Source organism: Enterococcus sp. AAFC-DPL-6103 (assembly GCF_058216595.1).
Genome location: NZ_CM177102.1, coordinates 1,569,866 through 1,590,342 on the forward strand (window position 1 = coordinate 1,569,866; position 20,477 = coordinate 1,590,342).

17 protein-coding genes are annotated in these 20,477 nt (G+C 36.8%); all 17 read right to left on the minus strand.

Going from position 1 to position 20,477, the window contains the following annotated elements:
* Nucleotides 1–26: 26 nt before the first annotated feature.
* The 17 genes from AC4BC3_RS07520 to AC4BC3_RS07600 all read right to left on the minus strand — a co-directional run bounded on the left by AC4BC3_RS07520 (nucleotide 27) and on the right by AC4BC3_RS07600 (nucleotide 20,279).
* Nucleotides 27–2,327, minus strand: coding sequence for a DNA internalization-related competence protein ComEC/Rec2 (locus AC4BC3_RS07520; RefSeq protein WP_490466182.1), 2,301 nt, complete (start codon nucleotides 2,325–2,327; stop codon nucleotides 27–29).
* Nucleotides 2,314–2,796, minus strand: coding sequence for a ComE operon protein 2 (locus tag AC4BC3_RS07525; RefSeq protein WP_206909300.1), 483 nt, complete (start codon nucleotides 2,794–2,796; stop codon nucleotides 2,314–2,316). Before AC4BC3_RS07525 ends, AC4BC3_RS07520 begins: the two co-directional genes overlap by 14 nt.
* A gap of 18 nt (nucleotides 2,797–2,814) precedes the next feature.
* The gene (locus AC4BC3_RS07530) at nucleotides 2,815–3,480 is read right to left on the minus strand and encodes a helix-hairpin-helix domain-containing protein (RefSeq protein ID WP_490466183.1); all 666 of its coding nucleotides are present in this window, start codon (nucleotides 3,478–3,480) and stop codon (nucleotides 2,815–2,817) included.
* A 209-nt stretch (nucleotides 3,481–3,689) separates the two neighbouring features.
* A complete protein-coding gene (locus tag AC4BC3_RS07535) occupies nucleotides 3,690–4,733 on the minus strand; it encodes a SepM family pheromone-processing serine protease (RefSeq protein ID WP_490466184.1) in 1,044 nt (347 codons plus the stop codon).
* Nucleotides 4,723–5,214: a pantetheine-phosphate adenylyltransferase gene (gene coaD / locus AC4BC3_RS07540; RefSeq protein WP_490466185.1), complete on the minus strand. Its 492-nt coding sequence runs from the start codon at nucleotides 5,212–5,214 to the stop codon at nucleotides 4,723–4,725. Before coaD ends, AC4BC3_RS07535 begins: the two co-directional genes overlap by 11 nt.
* Entirely contained in the window at nucleotides 5,211–5,771 is a 561-nt protein-coding gene (gene rsmD / locus AC4BC3_RS07545; RefSeq protein WP_206909292.1) for a 16S rRNA (guanine(966)-N(2))-methyltransferase RsmD, read from the minus strand. The genes coaD and rsmD overlap by 4 nt, the downstream gene beginning before the upstream one ends.
* A 124-nt stretch (nucleotides 5,772–5,895) precedes the next feature.
* Nucleotides 5,896–6,234 carry a YlbG family protein gene (locus AC4BC3_RS07550; protein ID WP_206909291.1) on the minus strand — a complete coding sequence of 113 codons (339 nt, stop codon included), beginning with the start codon at nucleotides 6,232–6,234 and terminating at the stop codon, nucleotides 5,896–5,898.
* Nucleotides 6,224–6,655: a YlbF/YmcA family competence regulator gene (locus tag AC4BC3_RS07555; protein ID WP_490467303.1), complete on the minus strand. Its 432-nt coding sequence runs from the start codon at nucleotides 6,653–6,655 to the stop codon at nucleotides 6,224–6,226. Before AC4BC3_RS07555 ends, AC4BC3_RS07550 begins: the two co-directional genes overlap by 11 nt.
* Nucleotides 6,645–7,772: a CAP-associated domain-containing protein gene (locus AC4BC3_RS07560; RefSeq protein ID WP_490466186.1), complete on the minus strand. Its 1,128-nt coding sequence runs from the start codon at nucleotides 7,770–7,772 to the stop codon at nucleotides 6,645–6,647. Before AC4BC3_RS07560 ends, AC4BC3_RS07555 begins: the two co-directional genes overlap by 11 nt.
* A gap of 26 nt (nucleotides 7,773–7,798) precedes the next feature.
* Nucleotides 7,799–11,227, minus strand: a complete 3,429-nt coding sequence (locus AC4BC3_RS07565; RefSeq protein WP_206909289.1) for a pyruvate carboxylase — start codon at nucleotides 11,225–11,227, stop codon at nucleotides 7,799–7,801.
* Nucleotides 11,228–11,248: 21 nt separating this feature from the next.
* Nucleotides 11,249–12,415 carry an FtsW/RodA/SpoVE family cell cycle protein gene (locus tag AC4BC3_RS07570; RefSeq protein WP_206909288.1) on the minus strand — a complete coding sequence of 389 codons (1,167 nt, stop codon included), beginning with the start codon at nucleotides 12,413–12,415 and terminating at the stop codon, nucleotides 11,249–11,251.
* Between the two features lie 2 nt (nucleotides 12,416–12,417).
* Nucleotides 12,418–12,720 (minus strand): Fpa/YlaN family protein, encoded by a 303-nt coding sequence (locus tag AC4BC3_RS07575; protein WP_206899276.1) that lies wholly within the window; start codon nucleotides 12,718–12,720, stop codon nucleotides 12,418–12,420.
* Between the two features lie 200 nt (nucleotides 12,721–12,920).
* Nucleotides 12,921–14,669 (minus strand): DNA helicase RecQ, encoded by a 1,749-nt coding sequence (gene recQ / locus AC4BC3_RS07580; protein ID WP_490466187.1) that lies wholly within the window; start codon nucleotides 14,667–14,669, stop codon nucleotides 12,921–12,923.
* Nucleotides 14,670–14,911: 242 nt separating this feature from the next.
* Nucleotides 14,912–16,741: a translational GTPase TypA gene (gene typA, locus AC4BC3_RS07585; protein WP_206909286.1), complete on the minus strand. Its 1,830-nt coding sequence runs from the start codon at nucleotides 16,739–16,741 to the stop codon at nucleotides 14,912–14,914.
* A 205-nt stretch (nucleotides 16,742–16,946) separates the two neighbouring features.
* Nucleotides 16,947–17,711: an inositol monophosphatase family protein gene (locus AC4BC3_RS07590; RefSeq protein ID WP_206909284.1), complete on the minus strand. Its 765-nt coding sequence runs from the start codon at nucleotides 17,709–17,711 to the stop codon at nucleotides 16,947–16,949.
* Nucleotides 17,712–17,716: 5 nt separating this feature from the next.
* Nucleotides 17,717–17,992 (minus strand): UPF0223 family protein, encoded by a 276-nt coding sequence (locus AC4BC3_RS07595; protein WP_206909282.1) that lies wholly within the window; start codon nucleotides 17,990–17,992, stop codon nucleotides 17,717–17,719.
* A 142-nt stretch (nucleotides 17,993–18,134) separates the two neighbouring features.
* Nucleotides 18,135–20,279: a pectate lyase-like adhesive domain-containing protein gene (locus AC4BC3_RS07600; RefSeq protein ID WP_490466188.1), complete on the minus strand. Its 2,145-nt coding sequence runs from the start codon at nucleotides 20,277–20,279 to the stop codon at nucleotides 18,135–18,137.
* Nucleotides 20,280–20,477 lie beyond the last annotated feature (198 nt).

The following is a 20,477-nucleotide window of genomic DNA, read 5'->3' on the forward strand; positions in this document are numbered from 1 at the left end:
CTTATCCTACCATTTCAAGAATTGAATTACCAGCTTTCCATCGTTTGTATTTTCTCTGTTTCATCGAATGGTTTCCAAAGAAAACGAATCATTCCTTCTTCATCTGTTCTATGGTAGGCAATATGCTGTTTCGTTAAATTTGTCAGCACTTCTTGGTGTGGATGTCCATATAAATTGTTTGCTCCACAAGAAATGATGGCTAATTTTGCTTGAAGTTGTGTCATCAATAAAGGGCTAGTTGAAGTTTTGCTACCATGGTGTCCTAATTTAACAACATCTGCTTTTAATAAAGGATATCGCTTCCCCACTTTTTCCTCTGTCGTCTGATTTAAATCCCCTAAAAATAAAAATTTCCGACGATTGATTTCTGCTAAAAGAACAACAGAGTCCTCATTTTTTCCCTTTCCTTGCTTCAAAGGTGCTAATACATGCAGTTCAAAATAACTAGTGATTTCTTGCCCCGCACTGATTTCTTGAACAGTGATTCCTTGCTTCTTCAGTCGATTCAGCTGATTTTTGACTTCTTTCGTCTCCCCAGCTCCTTTACCAATAAAAATAGTTTCAATGGTAAAATGTTTTGCTAAATTAGCCAGTTCGCCTACATGATCCGTATCATCATGAGTCAAAATCAATTGATGAATGGTTCTGATTCCTTGGCCTTTTAAGAACGGCACGAGATTATAATCAGAATAAGCTTGCTTTGGACGCTCTTGCCACTTTTCTTTCTTAAAAGATAACTTCCCTCCTGTATCAATCAAAACATTTTCTCGTCCATTAGGTGCCTTTAAAAGGATACTGTCTCCCTGACCAACATCAATAAAAGTTACTGAGGTTGTCAAATCAAACTTCGTCCCATGATACAAAGCAAACGGGACAAAAAATGAAAGGATCATTTGCTTAAACAAATCATATTTTCGAAAGGAAATGGTGTGAAGAAATAAAAGATAGCCAATAGCTAACCACAAAAAAACAATAGCCGGGCGTCCAATGATCAAATTTCCAAAGGTCAGTTGCTTCGTCAATTGCTCCAAATAACCTAACCCATCATCTAAAACAAATAAAAAACTGCTTGGTAGATAATTATGTAAAACGAAAATACTAACCACAAGTGGTAATAATAGATATTCAAATAACGGTAAAAAGAGTAGTGTCAGAAACATCCCAAAAATTGGCCATTGAAAAAAATGCCAACTGGTTAATGGCATCGTGACTATGCTAAAAATAGTCAACTTCATCAAATACTGGAAGATGCCTTGCTTTCTTTCATATAACGGCAAAATAATAAACAAAAAACTGAACCAAAGACTTAATTGACCTCCAATTTGATAAAGTGTCAAAGGTTCAAGCAACAACAATAGCCACATAACAACTGCGAAACTATCCATTGCAGACAATTGTACCCTAAAACACTTTCCTACTAAACGAAGTAAAAATAAGAAACTCGCACGTAAAATTGATACTGAGCCTCCAGCTAGTACAACATAACATAGTGTGACAACAAACATGAAACAAGTATTTTTTTGAACGGTCCCTCCCAGTCGTCTAAAAACATAATACATCCAGCCTAAATAGACTTGGATATGTAGTCCTGATAAACTAAATAAATGAAGCAAGCCCGTATCTTGGTATACTTCTTGGGAGTCACTAAAAATCGCATCTTTGTAACCAAATAGTAAAGCATTGATATATACCCCTAATTTCTCTGGAAAATGCTTTTTGACATACAGAATTCCCGTCGCTCTTTTTCGTTGTAAAAAATTATGCCAAGTATGATGTATTATGATTCTCTTTATTTTTTGAATCGTAAATTTTCCCATTATTCGTTGGCTCTTAAAATAAGCAGTTTGATCAAAATTATAAAGATTTCGTGCTCGTTCAGGTTCTTTGAATTCACCGTTTACCCATAAAATAAAAGCTTTGCCTCTAAGGTTTTGAATCTTGATCAGTTCCTCTTCAGACTGGGCTCGATAATTCAACTGAATTTTTTGCTGTTTTTCATCCATTAAAGTTCCAATAAATGTAATCAAATCACCCGATTCACGCATTGTATCAGTATTGATCATAAAGCTACTGGAGGTGGACTCTCTTGATTGAATCGTTGGTTTTTCTAAAAACAAACAGGAAGAAAAAACCAGAGCGCCACAAACTAAACTTAAAAACAAAATCGAACGATCTTCTTTTAGACAAATCCAGAAAAAAAGGCTGACAAAAATCAAACGATATTGCCAGCTTTCTGTATAGTAACTTAAACTAATCAAGCCAGAAATCACCGCAGGAAAAATCAAGCGATTTTGGACAAGACAAAATTTTAAACTAAACGCGTTCACCTGATAGCTCTTTTTGTAATTTAGAGAAATAGGCCGAATCTAGTGATACTTGGTGGATCGATGCACCCATTTGATCAATCAATGAAAGTGCATAAGCATCATTTCGGTAATCATGTAGATAATTGATTTTAGTAATACCAGCTTGTAACAATGCTTTCGTACAAGCCAAACATGGGAAATGGGTAACATAAATCTCTGAACCTTCAGTGGGGATTCCTAGTTTTGCACATTGAAGTAAAGCATTCATTTCTGCGTGAATCGTTCGCAGACAATGTCCATCAACAATGTAACAGCCTTCATCAATACAGTGAACATCGCCGCTTACAGCACCATTATATCCACCAGCAATGATGCGTTTTTCTCTAACCAAAGTCGCTCCGACTTCTAATCGCGTACACGTACTGCGCAAAGATAATAATACAGATTGGGCCATAAAATATTGGTCCCAAGGAATTCGATCATTGCTCATTTTCTTCACCTCTGTGAGTTAGTCTATTGTTATTGTAACGAAGTTTCTTAGTTTTTCAACCGTCTTTTCCCCAATTCCCGATATTTCTTCTAGCTCTTCTACTGATTTGAAATACCCATTCTCTTCACGATAGTTGACGATGTCTTGTGCCTTCTTTGCTCCTATCCCTGATAATTCTTGCAATTCCGAAATATCTGCCGTATTGATATTGATTTTTGACTCCGTAACAGTTGTTGTTTGGTTCTGTGGCTGATCCGGACTAGCCTCACCGATTTTCGGAACATAAATCAATTGTTGGTCCACCAACTTCGCAGCAGAATTGAGTTGACTAGTATCTGCATCTTCTGTCAATCCACCAGCTTTAGTTAATAAATCTTGTACACGTTGGCCTTGTGTCACAGAATAAACACCTGGGTATTTAACACTTCCTTTGATATCCACATATATTTGTTCAACTGTGTTACTCTGTTCTTCGGCTGTCGTCTCAGTAGTTAGAATCGTTTGGTCTATCGTTGCTGCTGAAGGTGTTTTTACTGTATTTGCTTGAAAAAAATAAATTCCTCCACCCAAACAAATCAATATCAATCCGAAAAAAAGACTGACCACTCGTTTAGGTGATTCGACAAAGTTATGATAGATCTGAGTTAATTGTGCTTTCAACGATGCAACTACTTGTGCCAACATTTAGAAATCACTCCTTTCAACTGTTTTTTGTGTTGCCTTTTTGCTAGTTGGTATTTCCCTATTCATAATTACTTACGTCAAAATGAAACTTTATTTTTTTATTTCGTAATTTTTTCCAACTCTCATCGTTCTTCATGAATTTGTTTTTCAAAAAAAAAAAAACGAAAAGTCCGGAACAAGTTGTCCGAACTTTTCGCCTAGTGTCTAAATCAGCTCATCTTTTTTAGATAATCTAACGCATCTTGTACCGTTTTAACAGGAACGATTTTCATCTTACTGTCCAGTTTTTCAGCAGCAGCTTTCGCTTCTTCATAATTTGATTTGAGCTCTGGATACTTTTTCTTAATTGCAGGATCAAGCGTATCATCTGGTGCAAAGAAAATATCCATGCCTGCTTGATTTGCACTGGCAACCTTTTTATCAATTCCGCCAATTCGCCCAACTTCTCCAGAACTGTTGATTGTACCCGTTCCAGCAATTGCTTTTCCTTGTCGAAGATTACTTCCTGTCACCTGATCGTAGATTTCTAAGGTAAACATCAGTCCTGCTGAGGGGCCGCCAATTGAGCCCGCGTTAATCTTCACTTTTGTATCAGATGAAATTTCTGTATGGTCTGTCAGAGTAATCCCAATTCCTGGTTTTTTATCTGTAGATAACTTTATCAAGTCACCTGTTGCTTCTTTTTCTTCTCCATCATGTAAGAAAGTCACCGTTACACTTTGGCCAACTTCTTGACTTTTGATGTACTTCATAAATTCTTCAGAGCTTTTAAAAGTTTTGTCATCTACTTTTGTTACGGTATCTCCAACAGCTAATTTACCATAAAAATTCGATTTTTTTTCGACGCCCATCACATACACACCTTCAAACTTCATCGTATACGATTGATTTGCCAATTTAAGTGCTTGCTCGATTGCCGCATTTTGTGAAGACTCCATATAATACTTTTGCATCTGATTGTACTCTTCACTCGTTGCTCCGCCCGTTAATTCTTCTTTACTAATGATATCTTCAAAATCAGTGAATTTTGCCTTGACTGCTAATAGCCCTGTCGCTTGACGAATCCCTACAGAAGTTAAGGAAAACGAACCTGATGACTCATCTGCTTTTCCATTAACTGTAATCAGTTCTTTTAAATTGATTGTTGCTCCTGGTGCTTCAATATAAAATGGCAATGGGACTATTACAAAGGCTGCCACTGCTAGCCCAATTAGTATGATAAGAACACTTTTGATCCATGGTTTAAACTTCATTTTGATCCTGCTTTCTAGCTAAAGCTTCGTTGATTACTGGTGGTAAATAACTACTTACATCACCATTAAAATAAAGGACTTCTTTTAATAAACTTGAACTAATATGGCTATACTCAGGTTTTGCTAAAAGAAAAACTGTTTCTAAGTCACTGTTTAAGTGATGATTCATTTGAGCAATACCTCGCTCATACTCAAAATCTTTCACATTTCTAATTCCGCGAAGTAATGCTTTGACACCTAACTCCTTTGCTGTTTCTGCCGTTAACTGATGTTCTTGGTGAATCACACGAACATTCGGCAAATGCGCGACAGCTTTCGTAATCAATACCACTCGTTCTTCTGCAGAAAATAAACTTTTCTTTGAGGTGTTAACAAATACGCCAATAATGACTTCATCAAATAGTTCAGCACCCCGTTCAATTGTATCAAGATGTCCCATAGTCAATGGATCAAAACTCCCAGGAAATAATGCACGTGTCATGCTTTCGCCTCATTTCGATAAATAGTTACAGCAGTAATTCCATAATTTTGCTGTCTGATTTGTGTTAAACTTTCAATCTTTTCGGGAAGTTCAACCGTTTTATCCGTTTCACATACAATGATCGCATCTGGCTTGATCAAGTGAAGTTGAAGCATTTTTTCGATTTGATCCACAATTTTTTGTTTTGCGTAAGGAGGATCTAAAAAAAGAAAATCAAATTGTTCCTTTTGGTTTGCTAATTGTTCAATTGCACGATCAGCATCCAGTTTCAATGTAGTAAATTTTTCTGGTTCTTTGGTGATAGCAATATTTTCTTTGATAATCTTCAACGCTTGATAATTTTTATCTACACAAACAGCGTGTGAACAACCTCGTGAAATCGCTTCGATTGCTAAACCACCACTACCAGCAAATAAATCTAATACTCGTTCACCATCAAAGTATGGACCAATCATATTAAAAATGGATTCTTTGACTTTATCAGTTGTCGGTCTGGTATTTGCACCAGCCAAACTTTTTAATCGGCGTCCACCGTACTCTCCTGAAATAACTCGCATATACTCACTCCTTGTTTCTCGCTTTTATTAGTATACCAAAACCTGACAAAAAAAGGACTGCAAGTCACCAAACAATTTCTTAGTAACTTACAGTCTTCATTCTTTTTATCTGTGAATGTATGACTTAAATATTTTCAGCTAAACGAATTTCTGTACTTAGTTCTTCGATTTCAAAGCCGTCTTCTTTGATTGCGTCTTTTGAACCAATCTTTTCTGCAAAATTCATTTCGATATCTGGACGATAAGAAGGTTCGACTCGTCGAACAAAATGAAGTTTTTTGATTCTTTCTTGTGTTTGTTCAAATGTTTCTTCATTTAAGTAAAGAACAACATATTTCATTCTTCTTGAAACGTAGTGCAGTAACCCAAATTTCTTCAGGTTTTTTAATTGTTTCAAGCTATACACCCAAACAATTATTCCACGGCGCTTAGTTATTTCAAAGTTCGTTTTATCAACTTGCATGACAGTTTCCTCCACATCCAGCATGTTTACTTGTTTCAAAAAATGGACTACCTGCATCAATTTTGATTTCACTGGAAATCCCACGTGCAAGATGTTGTCCTATCTCATCCAAGATTCCTTGTAATTGTGTTTCATTTACCCGAAACTCTGACACTTCATCCGTTAAGTCTAGTTTTCTTTTCGCCGCTCTGACTGCGCGTTGTGTTTCTCGAAAATCAGGCGCATATTTTCCATAATCAGCAATTTGCTCAAAGCTAGCTTTTTTCGCTAAAAAATCTTTTTTTAGCTCTTCCACTTCTTCAGAGTGATTCATGTTTTGTTTGCTTATAAGATATGCACGAAATGTTTCACTTTCACGAATGCGCTGAACCAATTGGTGACATTGATCTTCTAAGCAAAATAATTCTTCATTAATGATCACTGCTATCACTACTTTCTTCCTGCTCTTCTTGCAATAAGACTAACACATTTTCTTTTGAAAAGGCAATTGCTAATGTGTCAGCAGATTCACTCATAAAACGTTCGTGCGTATAGGGATCACTGTACCACTGCAAAAAAGAAAATGTCGGGTCAATCATCGGATGTGTAAACAAGCCAGTCGTTTGTTTCAACTGATTTTTTTCCAAAATATCGATCAATTCATCGCTAGTCAAAGAGAAACGTTTCATTATTTTAGAAGAAGCTGCTGCTGTCTGCCATTCCTCTAATCGTTCTTGCGTTAAATAATCTTCTGGTTTAGTCAAGAAACTTGATAAAACAAGTTTTGTTTTCTCTTCGAAAAGTAATTTCTGCTGGTAAGCAGGTAAATAATCTTCTTCTCTTAATTGATTAAGTAAATTGACGCTCTTTTGCTCTTTTACCCGATTGATTTTATCCCAGTCTGCTTCTTTATCTAGTTGATAGGTTGGTAGATTGCTACCAAAAACTTGATAAGGAAGTAACTTCAGCAAGCTTTCTTTATCCAAATAAGTTACTGCAAACAGACCATTTGTTGTTTGATCAAAAAACATAATTGCAAAAGTATCATTATCAAAGGCAATCAAAGGGCGATAATTCATGTCTTCTTCCATTAATTCGATCCCGATTTCTTCTTTTTGATAATCAAATGTAAAATTCGTATAAATAGTTGTAAAAGCTGTTAAATCTTGCATCGTCATTCCAAAAGAAAATGGTGTAATCTGTTCGTTTGCACTATTTAGCACTTTAATAGTTTTCACCTTGTCCTCTTGGACATTCGCTTCCAAGAGAAGCTGATTTTTAGCATCTTGATAATATCTGATTTCAAAACCAAATCCACTGGCTAGTCGATCATCTGCACGGCCAAAATCCGCTTCAAGTTTGCTAACCGGTTGGTCTATGTACGTGGAAAAACCGGTCGCTTGAAGCTCTTGGTATTTCCACGTTGTCATTTGATTTTCTTCTATTTGTTGGGTTCGATCATTTTTGATTTCTGTCTTAGGTGGAAAGAAAACAGGCTCCATGTAAAATGCTACAACTACCAGAAAAAAGATGGCAGTAAACAATCCTACTCTTTTCACTTTTTTAATTCCACCCTTCGCCAAATTTATTTTTCAGTCACTTCGATTAATAAATCACCTGAGTGGATGACTTCACCAGCACTTACGTAGACATGTTCGACTTTACCGTCAAAGCGCGCTTCAATCGTTGTTTCCATCTTCATTGCTTCTGTAATCAATAACGTATCACCTTTTTTGACGACGTCTCCTTTTTTCACCAATACTTCTAAAACAGATCCAGACATCGTTGCCCCGATTTGCTCTTTATTTGTTGGTTCAGCACGACGTTTCGCTTGAACTGAGCTGACAATTGAATTGTCTTTGACTAGTATCTCACGACGTTGTCCGTTCAAGTTGAAGAACAATACTCGATTTCCATCAATATCAGGTTCACCAATTTCATCTAGACGAATAATCAAAATTTTCCCACGCTCAATTTGAACATTTACTGTTTCACCCAATCGAATACCTTGGAAGAATGTCGGTGTATCCAACAATGTAACATCCCCAAATTGATTGTAAGACGTTTGATAATCTAAAAAGACTTGTGGATACATCAAATAGCTCAATACTTCATCTTTACGAGGAGTATACCCGATTTTTTCTGTCAACTCTGCTTTTACTTTTTCAAAATCGATTGGTTCAGCTAATAATCCTGGACGCTTCGTAAATGCCGGGCGTCCTTTCAAGATGATTGCTTGTAATTTCTCTGGGAATCCACCAACCGGTTGGCCAAGTTCTCCTTGGAAGAACGTTACGACTGACTCAGGGAAACTTAAGTTTTCGCCATTTTCATAAATAGCTTCTTCCGTCAAATCATTTTGGACCATAAATAACGCCATGTCTCCTACTACTTTAGAAGAAGGAGTCACTTTTACGATGTCACCAAACATCAAGTTAACTGTATGATACATTTTCTTGATTTCATCCCAACGATGACCAAGACCAACAGCTTTTGCTTGTTGTTGAAGATTTGAATATTGTCCGCCCGGCATTTCATGCATATAAACTTCTGTTTCAGGAGCATTCAATCCATTCTCAAAAGGTTTATAGTACATTCTGACATCTTCCCAATAGTGATTCAATTCTTGGGCATGTTCAATGTTGATTTCTGGTAAACGTGGACCGTTTACCAAAGCATAATATAAACTACTCATACTTGGTTGACTCGTATTGCCACTCATTGCACTCATTGCCACATCCACGATGTCCACACCTGCTTTTGAAGCAGCAGAATAAGTGATGATTCCGTTTCCGCTAGTATCATGTGTATGCAAATGGATTGGTAAATCTGTTGTTGCTTTTAATTCACTAATTAAGCGATAAGCTGCTTGTGGTTTTAATAACCCAGCCATATCTTTGATTGCAATGATATGGGCACCTAGTTGCTCTAACTCTTTCGCCATGTCTTTATAGTATTGCACATTATATTTTGCACGACTTGGATCATTGATATCACCAGTATAACAAATTGCTGCTTCAGCCACTTTTCCTGCATCACGCACTGCTTGGATACTTTTTTCCATTTGTGGTGTCCAGTTCAAGCTATCAAAAATACGGAAAACATCAATCCCTTGTGCTGCTGCTTCTTGGACAAACTCCACTAGAACGTTATCAGGGTAGTTAGAATAACCAACTGCATTTGATCCTCTAAAGAGCATTTGTAACAATGTATTAGGCATCAACGCACGGATTTTTCTAAGTCGTTGCCATGGATCTTCATTTAAGAATCGATAAGCAACATCAAAGGTTGCACCACCCCACATCTCACTTGAAAATAATTCAGGTAACGCCTCACCAGTTAATCGAGCAATTTTCTTGAATTCTTGGGTTCTTACACGCGTAGCTAACAGACTTTGATGGGCATCCCTAAATGTTGTATCTGTTAACAGAAGATTCTCTTGATTCGTGATCCAATCAACTAAAGCATCCGCACCTTTATCATCTAAAACATTTTTGGCTGTCACATAGTCTTCACGTAGGTCCAATGACGTTGGTATTCTTGGCTCATCATAAAATGGTTTTTCCAGTTTTTCGATTCCAGGGAATCCATTAACGGTGATTTCACCAATATATTTCATGGTTTTATTTCCTCTGTCACGCAAACGTGGAAATTCAAATAACTGAGGCGTATTATCAATGAACGTCGTTTTGGCATGCCCTGATTGAAATTCAGGATGAGTAATCACATTAAGCATAAATGGAATATTCGTTTTAACCCCGCGAATTCTAAATTCTTTCAAACAACGTTCCATTTTTTGGATTGCTGTATCAAAATCTGCCGCGTGGGTACACACTTTTACTAGCAATGAATCGAAGTAAGGTGTCACCACATAACCAGCATAAGCATTGCCGACATCTAAACGAACACCAAACCCACCCGGTGAGCGATAAGTATCGATTTTTCCTGTATCTGGTAAAAAGTGGTTTAACGGATCTTCTGTTGTGATTCGGCATTGGATAGCTGAGCCATTCAATTGAAGATCATTTTGTTGTGGCAGTCCAATTTCTTTATGGAGGTCTTTTCCTTGTGCAATCAACAACTGGGTGGTCACAATATCTACGTCAGTAATCATTTCGGTAATCGTGTGTTCAACTTGGACACGTGGGTTGACTTCAATAAAGTAGAAGTTATCTCCCTCTACTAAAAATTCAACAGTTCCTGCATTCACATACCCAACATGTTTCATTAACTGAACGGCTGCTTCACAAATTTTTTGGCGCTGTTCTTCACTTAAAGATACACATGGAGCAACTTCGACGACTTTTTGATGGCGGCGTTGCACAGAGCAATCACGTTCAAAAAGATGAATCACATTTCCGTGAGTATCCCCTAAAATTTGGACTTCAATATGTTTGGGATTACCAATATATTTTTCTGCGTAGACCTCATCACTACCAAAAGCAGCTTTTGCTTCACTTTTAGCACGCTCATAACCTTCACGAGCACTTTTTTCATCATAAGCCACACGCATTCCACGTCCGCCACCGCCAAGAGCAGCTTTGATCATGATTGGATAACCATAAGTGTCTGCAAATTGTAACGCCTCTTCAACCGTTGCGACTGGTCCATCAGTACCAGGGATTGAAGCAATTCCTGCTTCGATTGCGGCCGTCTTTGCTTTGATCTTGTCACCAAAAATATCTAAATGATGAAGCTTAGGACCCACAAAAGTAATGCCCTCTTCTTCACAGCGACGAGCAAAACTCAAATTTTCTGATAACAACCCATACCCAGGATGAATGGCATCCGCACCACATTCTTTTGCAATTTCAATGATTCCTTCAATATCAAGATACGCATCAATTGGTTTTTTTCCTTTACCAACTAAATAAGCTTCATCTGCTTTAAAGCGATGGACAGAATATTCATCTTCTTGTGCGTAAATCCCAACAGTTTTAATTCCTAATTCTGTACAAGCACGAAATACTCGCACAGCAATCTCTCCACGGTTAGCAACTAAAACCTTTTTCATCGAACCACTCCTACATCTTTTTTAGTATAATCCTAGATTTTTCCGTTTTTCATCTGCACTAATATTAAGTACAAATCCGACACACACCGAGAGCATCAGCAAACTTGATCCTCCCTGACTTAAAAATGGGAAAGTAATCCCAGTTAAAGGAATAACACCAGTAATCCCACCCAAATTGATGAACACTTGGATTAAGAACATTCCGCCAACCCCTATACATAACAACGAATTAAATGGATCACTTGAGCGAATCCCAACTAGAATAATGCGAGCAATCATGAAAAAGAGCAAAGCTAAAATCAAGACTGCCATAATCAAGCCAAGTTCTTCTACAACGATAGCGAAAATAAAGTCTGTTTGTGCTTCTTGTAAGAAGCCTTTTTTCTGAATACTGTTTCCTAAACCGCGACCAAATAAACCACCGTTGAAAATCGCATAGTAACCATTGACCATCTGATGCCCTTTATCAAGTTCATCAGCAAATGGATTTTGAAAAATCGAGAATCGACTATAAATATATTGCAAACGTGCCGGCAAAATTTTCCCATGGGTGACATTCATCAACCAAATAACGAAAATACTTAAACCGACTCCACCGATTCCCACAATCCAAGTATAATAATAGTTTACACCACTTGCTAAAAGCATTACTAAAACAATCAAGAAGATAACTGTTGCATTCCCAAAATCAGGTAAGATTGCGACAATCACTGTCAGACCAAGAACCAACGCTAAAGGTCGTTTGATTGAGCCAACAAAATCTTTTTGCACACCATTTTGACGATTTGCCAACGTCAATGACAAATACCAGATAGCAATGATTTTTAAATACTCAGCCGGCTGAATGGAAAAACCTGCAATGGTTAGCCAACCTTTGGCTCCATTTACTTCTTTCCCAAAAAATAGCACGATGATCAACAAGAGACCTAAAACAACAAAAGCAATCATGATCAGACGCTGATTTTTCAAAACATCGGTCTTCATCTTATATAAAAGTGCAATTGCCACTAAACTCAATACCCAAAAGACGCTCTGGTTAATCACTGACGACATGGGGTTTTGACCATTTTCTAATAATAAATACGAAGTAGAGCTATACACCATAATCAAGCCTAGTGCGCATAAAATCAAATAGGGAATTAAAATCGTATAGTCCATTAAATGCCGTTTTTTTACTTTTTTAGGCAAGTTTATTCCTCCCTGCCACTTTCATTTTTTTCATAGTTTTCCTGATAAACATCATTATATAATTGATTCAGTTCACGTTCTAGTTCACTCAAAATTAGCTGTCCTTCGTCTTTTTCAATGATTCCCACACGAATAGCAAAGCTAACTTGTTGAGAAAAACCATACATCTGCGTATCCACCACTTCTTCAAATGCTTTGCATTGTGAAATACACAGACTGTTTTTTTGATTACGAATCAAACGTTTGATCCGATTTGCATCTTCTTTTAACACGTGAACAGCGAATTCTTTGGTTAGAGAATCCATCTATGTCTACCCCCTATTCTAATTTACTCATTATAACATACTTGATTTTTTAACGAACAGTAAAATCAAGGGATTCCTCCCTTTTTTATCTATTTTTTTCTTAAAGTAGATACAGATTTTTTTCAGCTTACAAACTTTTTCAAAAATTTTTTTCAAAAATAAAAATCAGTTTTATCAAACAAACTTTCCTGTGTTTTTTTTTACGTTGTTTCATTCAAAACTTTTAAAAATGCTTCACCATATTTATCTAATTTACTTTGCCCAACACCTTTGATTTGTAACATTTCTAGTCGATTTGTTGGACGTACTTGACTTAATTCTTTCAATGTCGAATCAGAGAAAACCACATAAGGAGGCACTCCAGCATCAGCGGCCAAGTCTGTTCGCAACTCACGAAGCTGTTCAAACAAGGTGTCATTTTCTGCTAATTGTCGAACTTTTTTCGCCTCTTTTCGATAAACTTTCTGTTCATTTTTCAACACTTGGATTCCTTTATCAGTTACTTTAAGCACTGGAAACTCACCTGTCACAGATAACAGGTAACCACTTGAAATCAAATATTCAATGAGTTGTAAAATATCTTTTTGAGATTGCTTCTTCAATAGTCCATAGGTCGACAATTGTTGAAATCCTAACGTTTTTACTTTCTGTTCTTTAGAACCCGCCAATACCTTCATCAAAAGCTGTTTTCCGTAAGCTTCGCCCATTCTTTTAAGACAAGATAGCACCATTTGTGCTTCAGTTGTTACTTCAATTAGCTCACGATCATCTAGGCAGTTTCCACATCGATTACAAGGCGTACTTTTTTCGCCAAAATAAGTTAAGATATATTGTTGCAAACAAGACTCAATATACGCATATTCAGTCATTGCTTTTAATTTCTCGTATTCTTTTTGTTTTTGGTTTTCGTCACGTTGTGATTGTTGGATAAAAAATTTTTGAACTTGAATATCTTGAGCAGCAAACAACAAAATGGCCTCACTTGGCAATCCATCTCGTCCTGCTCGTCCTGCTTCTTGATAGTAGGCTTCTAAAGATCCAGGAATTTGATAATGGATCACAAAGCGAACGTTACTTTTATTGATTCCCATACCAAAAGCATTAGTTGCTACAATCAACTGAATACGGTCAAATAAAAACGCTTCTTGCATTTCAGTTCGCTCCCGTTCATTTAATCCACCATGATAGCGTCCAACTGAAAAACCAAACTTTTGTAACAAATAATACACACGATCCACTTCTTTTCGTGTTGCCGCATAAATAATTCCAGATTGATTTTTATTTATTTTTAAATATTCAAGCAAATATTGTTCCTTTTTTTGATCTTTGATTACTTGAAAAGTTAAATTTTCTCGAGCAAAACCAGTTTGAATATGATTGTTGTCAGGGATTTTTAAAAGTCTTTTGATATCTGTAGCCACTTGAGTAGTTGCTGTAGCTGTTAAGGCTACGATTGCTGGACGACTCGGTAACTGGGCCAAAACCTCAGCCATTTGCAAATAGCTTGGACGAAAATCGTGTCCCCATTGTGAAATACAATGGGCTTCATCGATTGCAATCAGTTCAACTTTCCAATTGCTCATTGCCTGCTGAAAATCAGGCATAATGAAACGTTCCGGCGCAACATAGAGTAATTTACACTGATTGCGATTCAATAAATAAAATCTTTCAGCTGTCTCTTTTCCTGTTAAAGAACTGTTGATAAATGTCGCAGGAATCCCTAGCTGGTTCGCTGCATCGACCTGATCTTTCATCAAAGAAATCAAGGGCGACACAACGATTGTTAGTCCATCCATCATAATTGCTGGTAGCTGATAACAAATTGATTTCCCACTACCAGTTGGCATAATGCCTAAGACGTCTTGTTGGTCAAAAATTTTTTGAATGATTTCTTGCTGACCAGGACGAAATTGTTCATAACCAAAATATTTTTTTAATATTTCATACATATTGTGACTCCTTTCTTTTTTAGTTTACTTCGAGATACAACACAGTACAAGCACCCCCTTGTGGAACAAAGAGAAAATATGAAACATTTACGGAGAGATTTCAAGGTTTTTAAAAAACTTTTAAAAGTTTTTATCTGTTTTGACGAGACTTTTCTTCTTTTTCTTTTTCACTTCTCCACAGATGAAAAAAGACCAGCTCATTTTGAACGAGCTGGCCTTAAGATTATTCATTCATCAATGAATTATTTTTTCTTTTTAGATGCTTTTTCACGAGCATTTTTGTTTAAGATATGTTTTCTCAAACGAATTGATTCTGGCGTTACTTCGCAGTACTCATCATCATTCAAGAATTCAAGTGATTCTTCAAGTGTTAATTGCTTAGGCTTTTTGATGACAGAAGTTTGATCCTTATTAGCAGAACGAACATTAGTCATTTGCTTTGCTTTAGTAATGTTGACTGTTAAGTCATTATCACGACTGTTTTCGCCAATAATCATACCTTCATATACATCTGTACCTGGTTCTACAAAGACTGTTCCGCGTTCTTCAATACTCATGATTGAGTAAGTAGTTGCTTTACCAGTATCAATAGAAACTAATGCACCTTGGTGACGTCCACCAATTTGACCAGCTAACATTGGTAAATATTGATCGAATGTGTGGTTCATGATACCATATCCACGAGTCATTGAAAGGAACTCGGTTGAATAACCAATCAAGCCACGAGCTGGTGTTAAGAAAGTCAAACGAATTTGACCATTTCCAGTATGAACCATGTCTTGCATTTCACCTTTACGCAAGCTTAATGATTCAATCACGCTACCCATGTATTCTTCTGGTGTGTCGATTTGTACACGTTCAAAAGGTTCACATTTCACACCATCAATTTCTTTTTCGATAACTTCTGGACGTGATACTTGTAATTCATAGCCTTCACGACGCATTGTTTCAATCAAGATTGACAAATGTAATTCCCCACGTCCTGAAACAGTCCAAGCGTCAGGTGAATTTGTTGGTTCAACACGTAGAGACACGTCTGTTTGCAATTCAGCCATTAGGCGTTCTTCGATTTTTCTAGCTGTTACATATTTACCTTCGCGACCTGCGAATGGTGAATTATTAACTAAGAATGTCATTTGTAAAGTTGGTTCATCAATGTGTAAAATTGGTAAAGCATCTTGATGGTCAACTGGTGTAACAGTTTCTCCAACGAAGATATCTTCCATACCAGATACAGCAATCAAATCTCCAGCTTTTGCTTCTTCGATTTCTAGACGTTTTAGTCCAAAGAAACCAAATAATTTTGTTACGCGGAATTTTTTAACTGTTCCATCAAGTTTCATCAAAGCTACTTGGTCACCAACCTTGATTGTTCCACGGAATACACGACCAATACCGATACGTCCAACATAATCATTGTAATCAAGCAATGAGACTTGGAATTGTAAAGGTTCGTCGCTATTATCAACTGGTGCAGGAATTTTTTCAATAATTGTATCAAAAATTGGCGCCATTGTTTCTTCTTGATCTGCAGGATCATCAGACAAGCTTGAAGTTCCGTTTAATGCAGAGGCATAAATAACTGGGAAATCTAATTGATCGTCATCCGCACCTAATTCGATGAAAAGTTCAAGTACTTCATCAACAACGTGTTCAGGGCGAGCAGATGGTTTGTCAATTTTGTTCACAACAACGATTGGTGTAATGTGTTGTTCTAAAGCTTTTTTCAAAACAAAACGTGTTTGAGGCATTGTCCCTTCGTAAGCATCAACAACTAAAACTACACCATCAACCATTTTCATGATACGTTCAACTTCACCACCGAAGTCCGCGTGTCCAGGTGTATCCATGATGTTTACGCGAATACCTTTATAATCAACAGCTGTATTTTTAGCTAAGATTGTAATCCCACGTTCTTTTTCTAAAGCATTTGAATCCATCGCACGTTCTTGTAATTGTGTATGTGCGTCTAATGTATCTGATTGTTTCAATAACTCATCAACTAATGTTGTTTTTCCGTGATCGACGTGGGCAATAATTGCTACGTTACGGATATCGTTTCTATAATTCAATGTAACTAACTCCTTCTTTTATCAGTTTATTTCTGACAGGGCAATTTACTCGACTGCTTATTATAGCAAACTTTTTTCATGAAATATAGTGAAATGTTTTCATTTTTTCGCGAAACTTAATAAACTGTCAACTTTTTTTCATTTTCATCACGAAAAATCCCACTTTCCAGTTTTTTAAGCTTCATTTGCCTCCGATCACATCTCTTCACATCTCTAATAATGAATGGATTTGCTTGAACGCTTTTGATGTTGCAGCGACAAACAATTCGCGTCCATGAAAAGCTAACTGATCTCCGTTCATATTACTATAGAAGAAATCGAATTCCTTTAGCAAAACACAGCCAGCTGCATAATCCCACGGACTCAAGTTTGACAAATAACCAATATGATTTCCTTTGAGCATCGCAATCATTTCCAGCCCCGCACACCCAGTGATTCTGACACCCATACTTTCTTCGCCAATCGTTCGAATATTAAATTTATTATGGGCAAATAAATAGCCATTCATTCCTAGTAATCCAGCCTCTAACGCCTTATCTTCAGGCTTTGGAAGTTGCAAATCATTTTGATAGATGCCTATCCCTTGTCCGCCCCAGTACAATTCATCTTTCATCACGTCATAAATAAAGCCTAATTGCCCTACACCATTTTCATACATAGCCAGCATGATACAAAAATTTTCGCCTTCCATCACAAAATTAAGTGTTCCGTCAATGGGGTCAATAATAAATACCCGTCCAGTTAAATCGGTTAGTTCATTGTAGCCATCTTCTTCAGCCAGTATTTTTGCTTCTGGATCAAATGCCATGATCTTTTGAACTAGAAATTGTTGAACTTTTCGATCCATATTCGTGACTAAGTCTTTTCGATTTGTTTTTTCAAAGACTGTTAGTTGTTGCCGTTCACTCGCTTTGACTTTTTCGCCTGCTTCAAGCAACCAACTTTTGATTTCGTGAATTATTGGTTCCATTTAGTTCACCCATTCATCTTCAGAGTTTTTTTCTGATTTTTTTTCGCCATTTGGACCGTTCGATAAAGCGAATAACCCGACACTTTTTCAAACTCTCGACCTAATCGTTTTTCTTCCCCAATGGATTTCACTACTGTTTTAAACTGCTGATAAGCAGCTAAAAAATTTTCATTATTAATCCCAACTTCATTCGCTTTTTCTAAGGCTTCCCACATATTCATCACGGTCACCATTTCATCCGTTGTCCAATCTAAATCAATTGGATATTGGTAATCTTGCATGTACTCATTCCTCCATTTTCTACTCCACCTTAGTTTATCACAGCTCATGTATTTTCAACAGAATCCCGCCAATCAAAAAAAGAAAACCACACATCTCTTTTAACAAAAGAGTGTGTGGTTTTCTAAATACATATTCAACTAATTACTTCACCACTAAATAACCAATACCCTCTTTTTCTAATGGTGCAATCGTATGGCTACCAACGGTTGTTTCTGGAATTTCAGTAAAAATATGGGCATAATTATCACGGACAGCACTTCCGACATTTAAGTCTTGTGTTTCGTTAAAGTCGCCTACTTCAAGTGTGACACTTAATTTATATTCTCCTGGTTCTAACCCAGCTAGCACAGTATCTTCAACAATTGCCTGGTACCCATTAAAGACGCCGTTATTGTACCAATCATGGTTTGCACAGGCAAATGTTCCTACCTCTGTCCCATCGGCCGCTGTTAGATGAAGTGTCTTCTTCACAGCATCTTTATTCGTCAAGTCCAAACTACCATTATCGATTGATCCTTCTAAAACCAATCCATAATTTTGCCAATAGCCTAGTTTGAAGAAGTTGATCGTTTGATCTAAATGACTAACGATTTGCGAAACATACTCACTTTCCTTGCCATTAATTACTTGGTTCACGTCGATCTTAGTACCTTCTGCTTGTGGTTCAATCGTGATTGTCCAACGACCGTCATCTCCAACAGTGCCTGTTCCAAGTAACACGCCATCTACATAGGCATTAATTGTTGCTCCTGGTGTCCCAATTCCGGTTAACTGTTTATCCTTGTCATTCACAACATTGAAAACAGGTGCGTCGATTTTTTCTTCATGCGTAACTACTTGTGAGACTTTGTCACTTTCTTTCCCATCGATTACTTGGTTCACATCAATTTTTGTACCTTCATTTTGTGGTTCCACTGTGATTGTCCAGTTTCCTGTTGAATCTACTGTCCCCGTACCAATCAGCGTACCGTCTACATAGGCATTCACTGTTGCTCCTGGTGTCCCTGTTCCAGATAATGTTTTATCTTGATCGGTAACTGGATTAAAGACTGGTGCATCAACAACAATCCCATCATCTACAAATGAACCACCTTGAATTTTCCCATAATTTGTAAATGGTGATGATTCAAAATGTGGATCAGTTGATGAATAGTTCGTTGTGTGTATTCCTGCGTGAGTATAGCCTAAAATATTGAAAGAAGATTTTACGGGACCCGCAATAACTTCTTGAGGATCAGCTTCCTCTACGCGATCTACCCACCACAAATTATAGCCGGTTGGCGAGTCTAAGGTAACATGTGCAGTAGTTGCATATCCTCCCAAAACTGGACCTTCAGCGTGATGATTCGTAATTGAATAATTTGAACCATTTTCAAACATAATTTCTTTTCCAGCAATAATCGTACTTTGATTCCCATTTGATTCTGCTTCAATCGTTGCTCCGCTTCGAACAAAGAAGTTACCTGAAGTAACAAGGATACTTTCATAAACAGTATCCTCTGTATGAATTTTCAAGTGACTACCATCTTTCAATTCTAGCGTACTTCCGGAAGCTAAATTGATTCCTCGTTGATCAGCAGAATTGATTTCCATTGTACCTTCATTGACCATAGCAAATTTTGATCCGCCTAAAATCGAAGTTTTTTCCGCTTTGATCGTCACGCTCGCATCTTTTCCAACTGTTAGTGTACCTTCAGCATAGCCCATGCTCAAAGCAGATAATCCTGATGTATCTTCTAAGTTAACAGTCGCTCCTGGTAATACTTCCAACTCTTTTCCTTGGAAAACTTCCTCTGTCGTAGAAACACTCGATACTTTACCCTCTAAAGTCAGTTTTCCTTCTGGTAAATAAATCATTTGTCTTCCTGAATGGTCGACATTTTTATATGTAATATTTGCTGTATATGCGCTCCAAAGTAACCCGTATATGTCCGTATTGATAATTTTTACATCTTCCATTAAGCCAACTGTATCTGCTTTTGTAAAATAAAGTTGGTGTAAATCAGCATCAATTGTATGCCCATTCCCGTGAATATTTTTTGTCAAATTGGTAATTGATTCAGTTGCTTCTAATGTGATATCAGCTGTTAAATTAATATCTGTTACATTTACATCTTTAATCGCTGTTTTGAATTCTTCCCATGTTCCAACGTCTACACTGCTTTTTACTTGTTTGACTTCGATAGCTGGCTGGCTTGTCTCAGCTTTGACCGAATCCGCATGACCTAATAACGCTACTGAAAATAAAACACCTGATAAAGATAAAATAATCGACGACTTTTTCATAACAAAACCCCTATACATTTATTTTTTAAAAAACGGTTATAACAATAATACTTTTAAAAAAACAAAATAATTATTACCGCTTACAAAAACTAGTATAACACCCTTAAATTACAACGTCAACATTAAAAGATAACAAAATTTTAAAATATATAAGTTATTTTATATGAAATTTAAAATAAAAAAATAAATATAACGTCC

What these genes read in the sequence shown, in the direction of transcription:
- AC4BC3_RS07525 (WP_206909300.1), bottom strand. Translation starts at nt 2,796, where the DNA reads ATGAGCAATGATCGAATTCCTTGGGACCAATATTTTATGGCCCAATCT.
- AC4BC3_RS07530 (WP_490466183.1), bottom strand. Translation starts at nt 3,480, where the DNA reads ATGTTGGCACAAGTAGTTGCATCGTTGAAAGCACAATTAACTCAGATC.
- AC4BC3_RS07535 (WP_490466184.1), bottom strand. Translation starts at nt 4,733, where the DNA reads ATGAAGTTTAAACCATGGATCAAAAGTGTTCTTATCATACTAATTGGG.
- coaD (WP_490466185.1), bottom strand. Translation starts at nt 5,214, where the DNA reads ATGACACGTGCATTATTTCCTGGGAGTTTTGATCCATTGACTATGGGA.
- rsmD (WP_206909292.1), bottom strand. Translation starts at nt 5,771, where the DNA reads ATGCGAGTTATTTCAGGAGAGTACGGTGGACGCCGATTAAAAAGTTTG.
- AC4BC3_RS07550 (WP_206909291.1), bottom strand. Translation starts at nt 6,234, where the DNA reads ATGCAAGTTGATAAAACGAACTTTGAAATAACTAAGCGCCGTGGAATA.
- AC4BC3_RS07565 (WP_206909289.1), bottom strand. Translation starts at nt 11,227, where the DNA reads ATGAAAAAGGTTTTAGTTGCTAACCGTGGAGAGATTGCTGTGCGAGTA.
- AC4BC3_RS07575 (WP_206899276.1), bottom strand. Translation starts at nt 12,720, where the DNA reads ATGGATTCTCTAACCAAAGAATTCGCTGTTCACGTGTTAAAAGAAGAT.
- recQ (WP_490466187.1), bottom strand. Translation starts at nt 14,669, where the DNA reads ATGTATGAAATATTAAAAAAATATTTTGGTTATGAACAATTTCGTCCT.
- AC4BC3_RS07590 (WP_206909284.1), bottom strand. Translation starts at nt 17,711, where the DNA reads ATGGAACCAATAATTCACGAAATCAAAAGTTGGTTGCTTGAAGCAGGC.
- AC4BC3_RS07595 (WP_206909282.1), bottom strand. Translation starts at nt 17,992, where the DNA reads ATGCAAGATTACCAATATCCAATTGATTTAGATTGGACAACGGATGAA.
- AC4BC3_RS07600 (WP_490466188.1), bottom strand. Translation starts at nt 20,279, where the DNA reads ATGAAAAAGTCGTCGATTATTTTATCTTTATCAGGTGTTTTATTTTCA.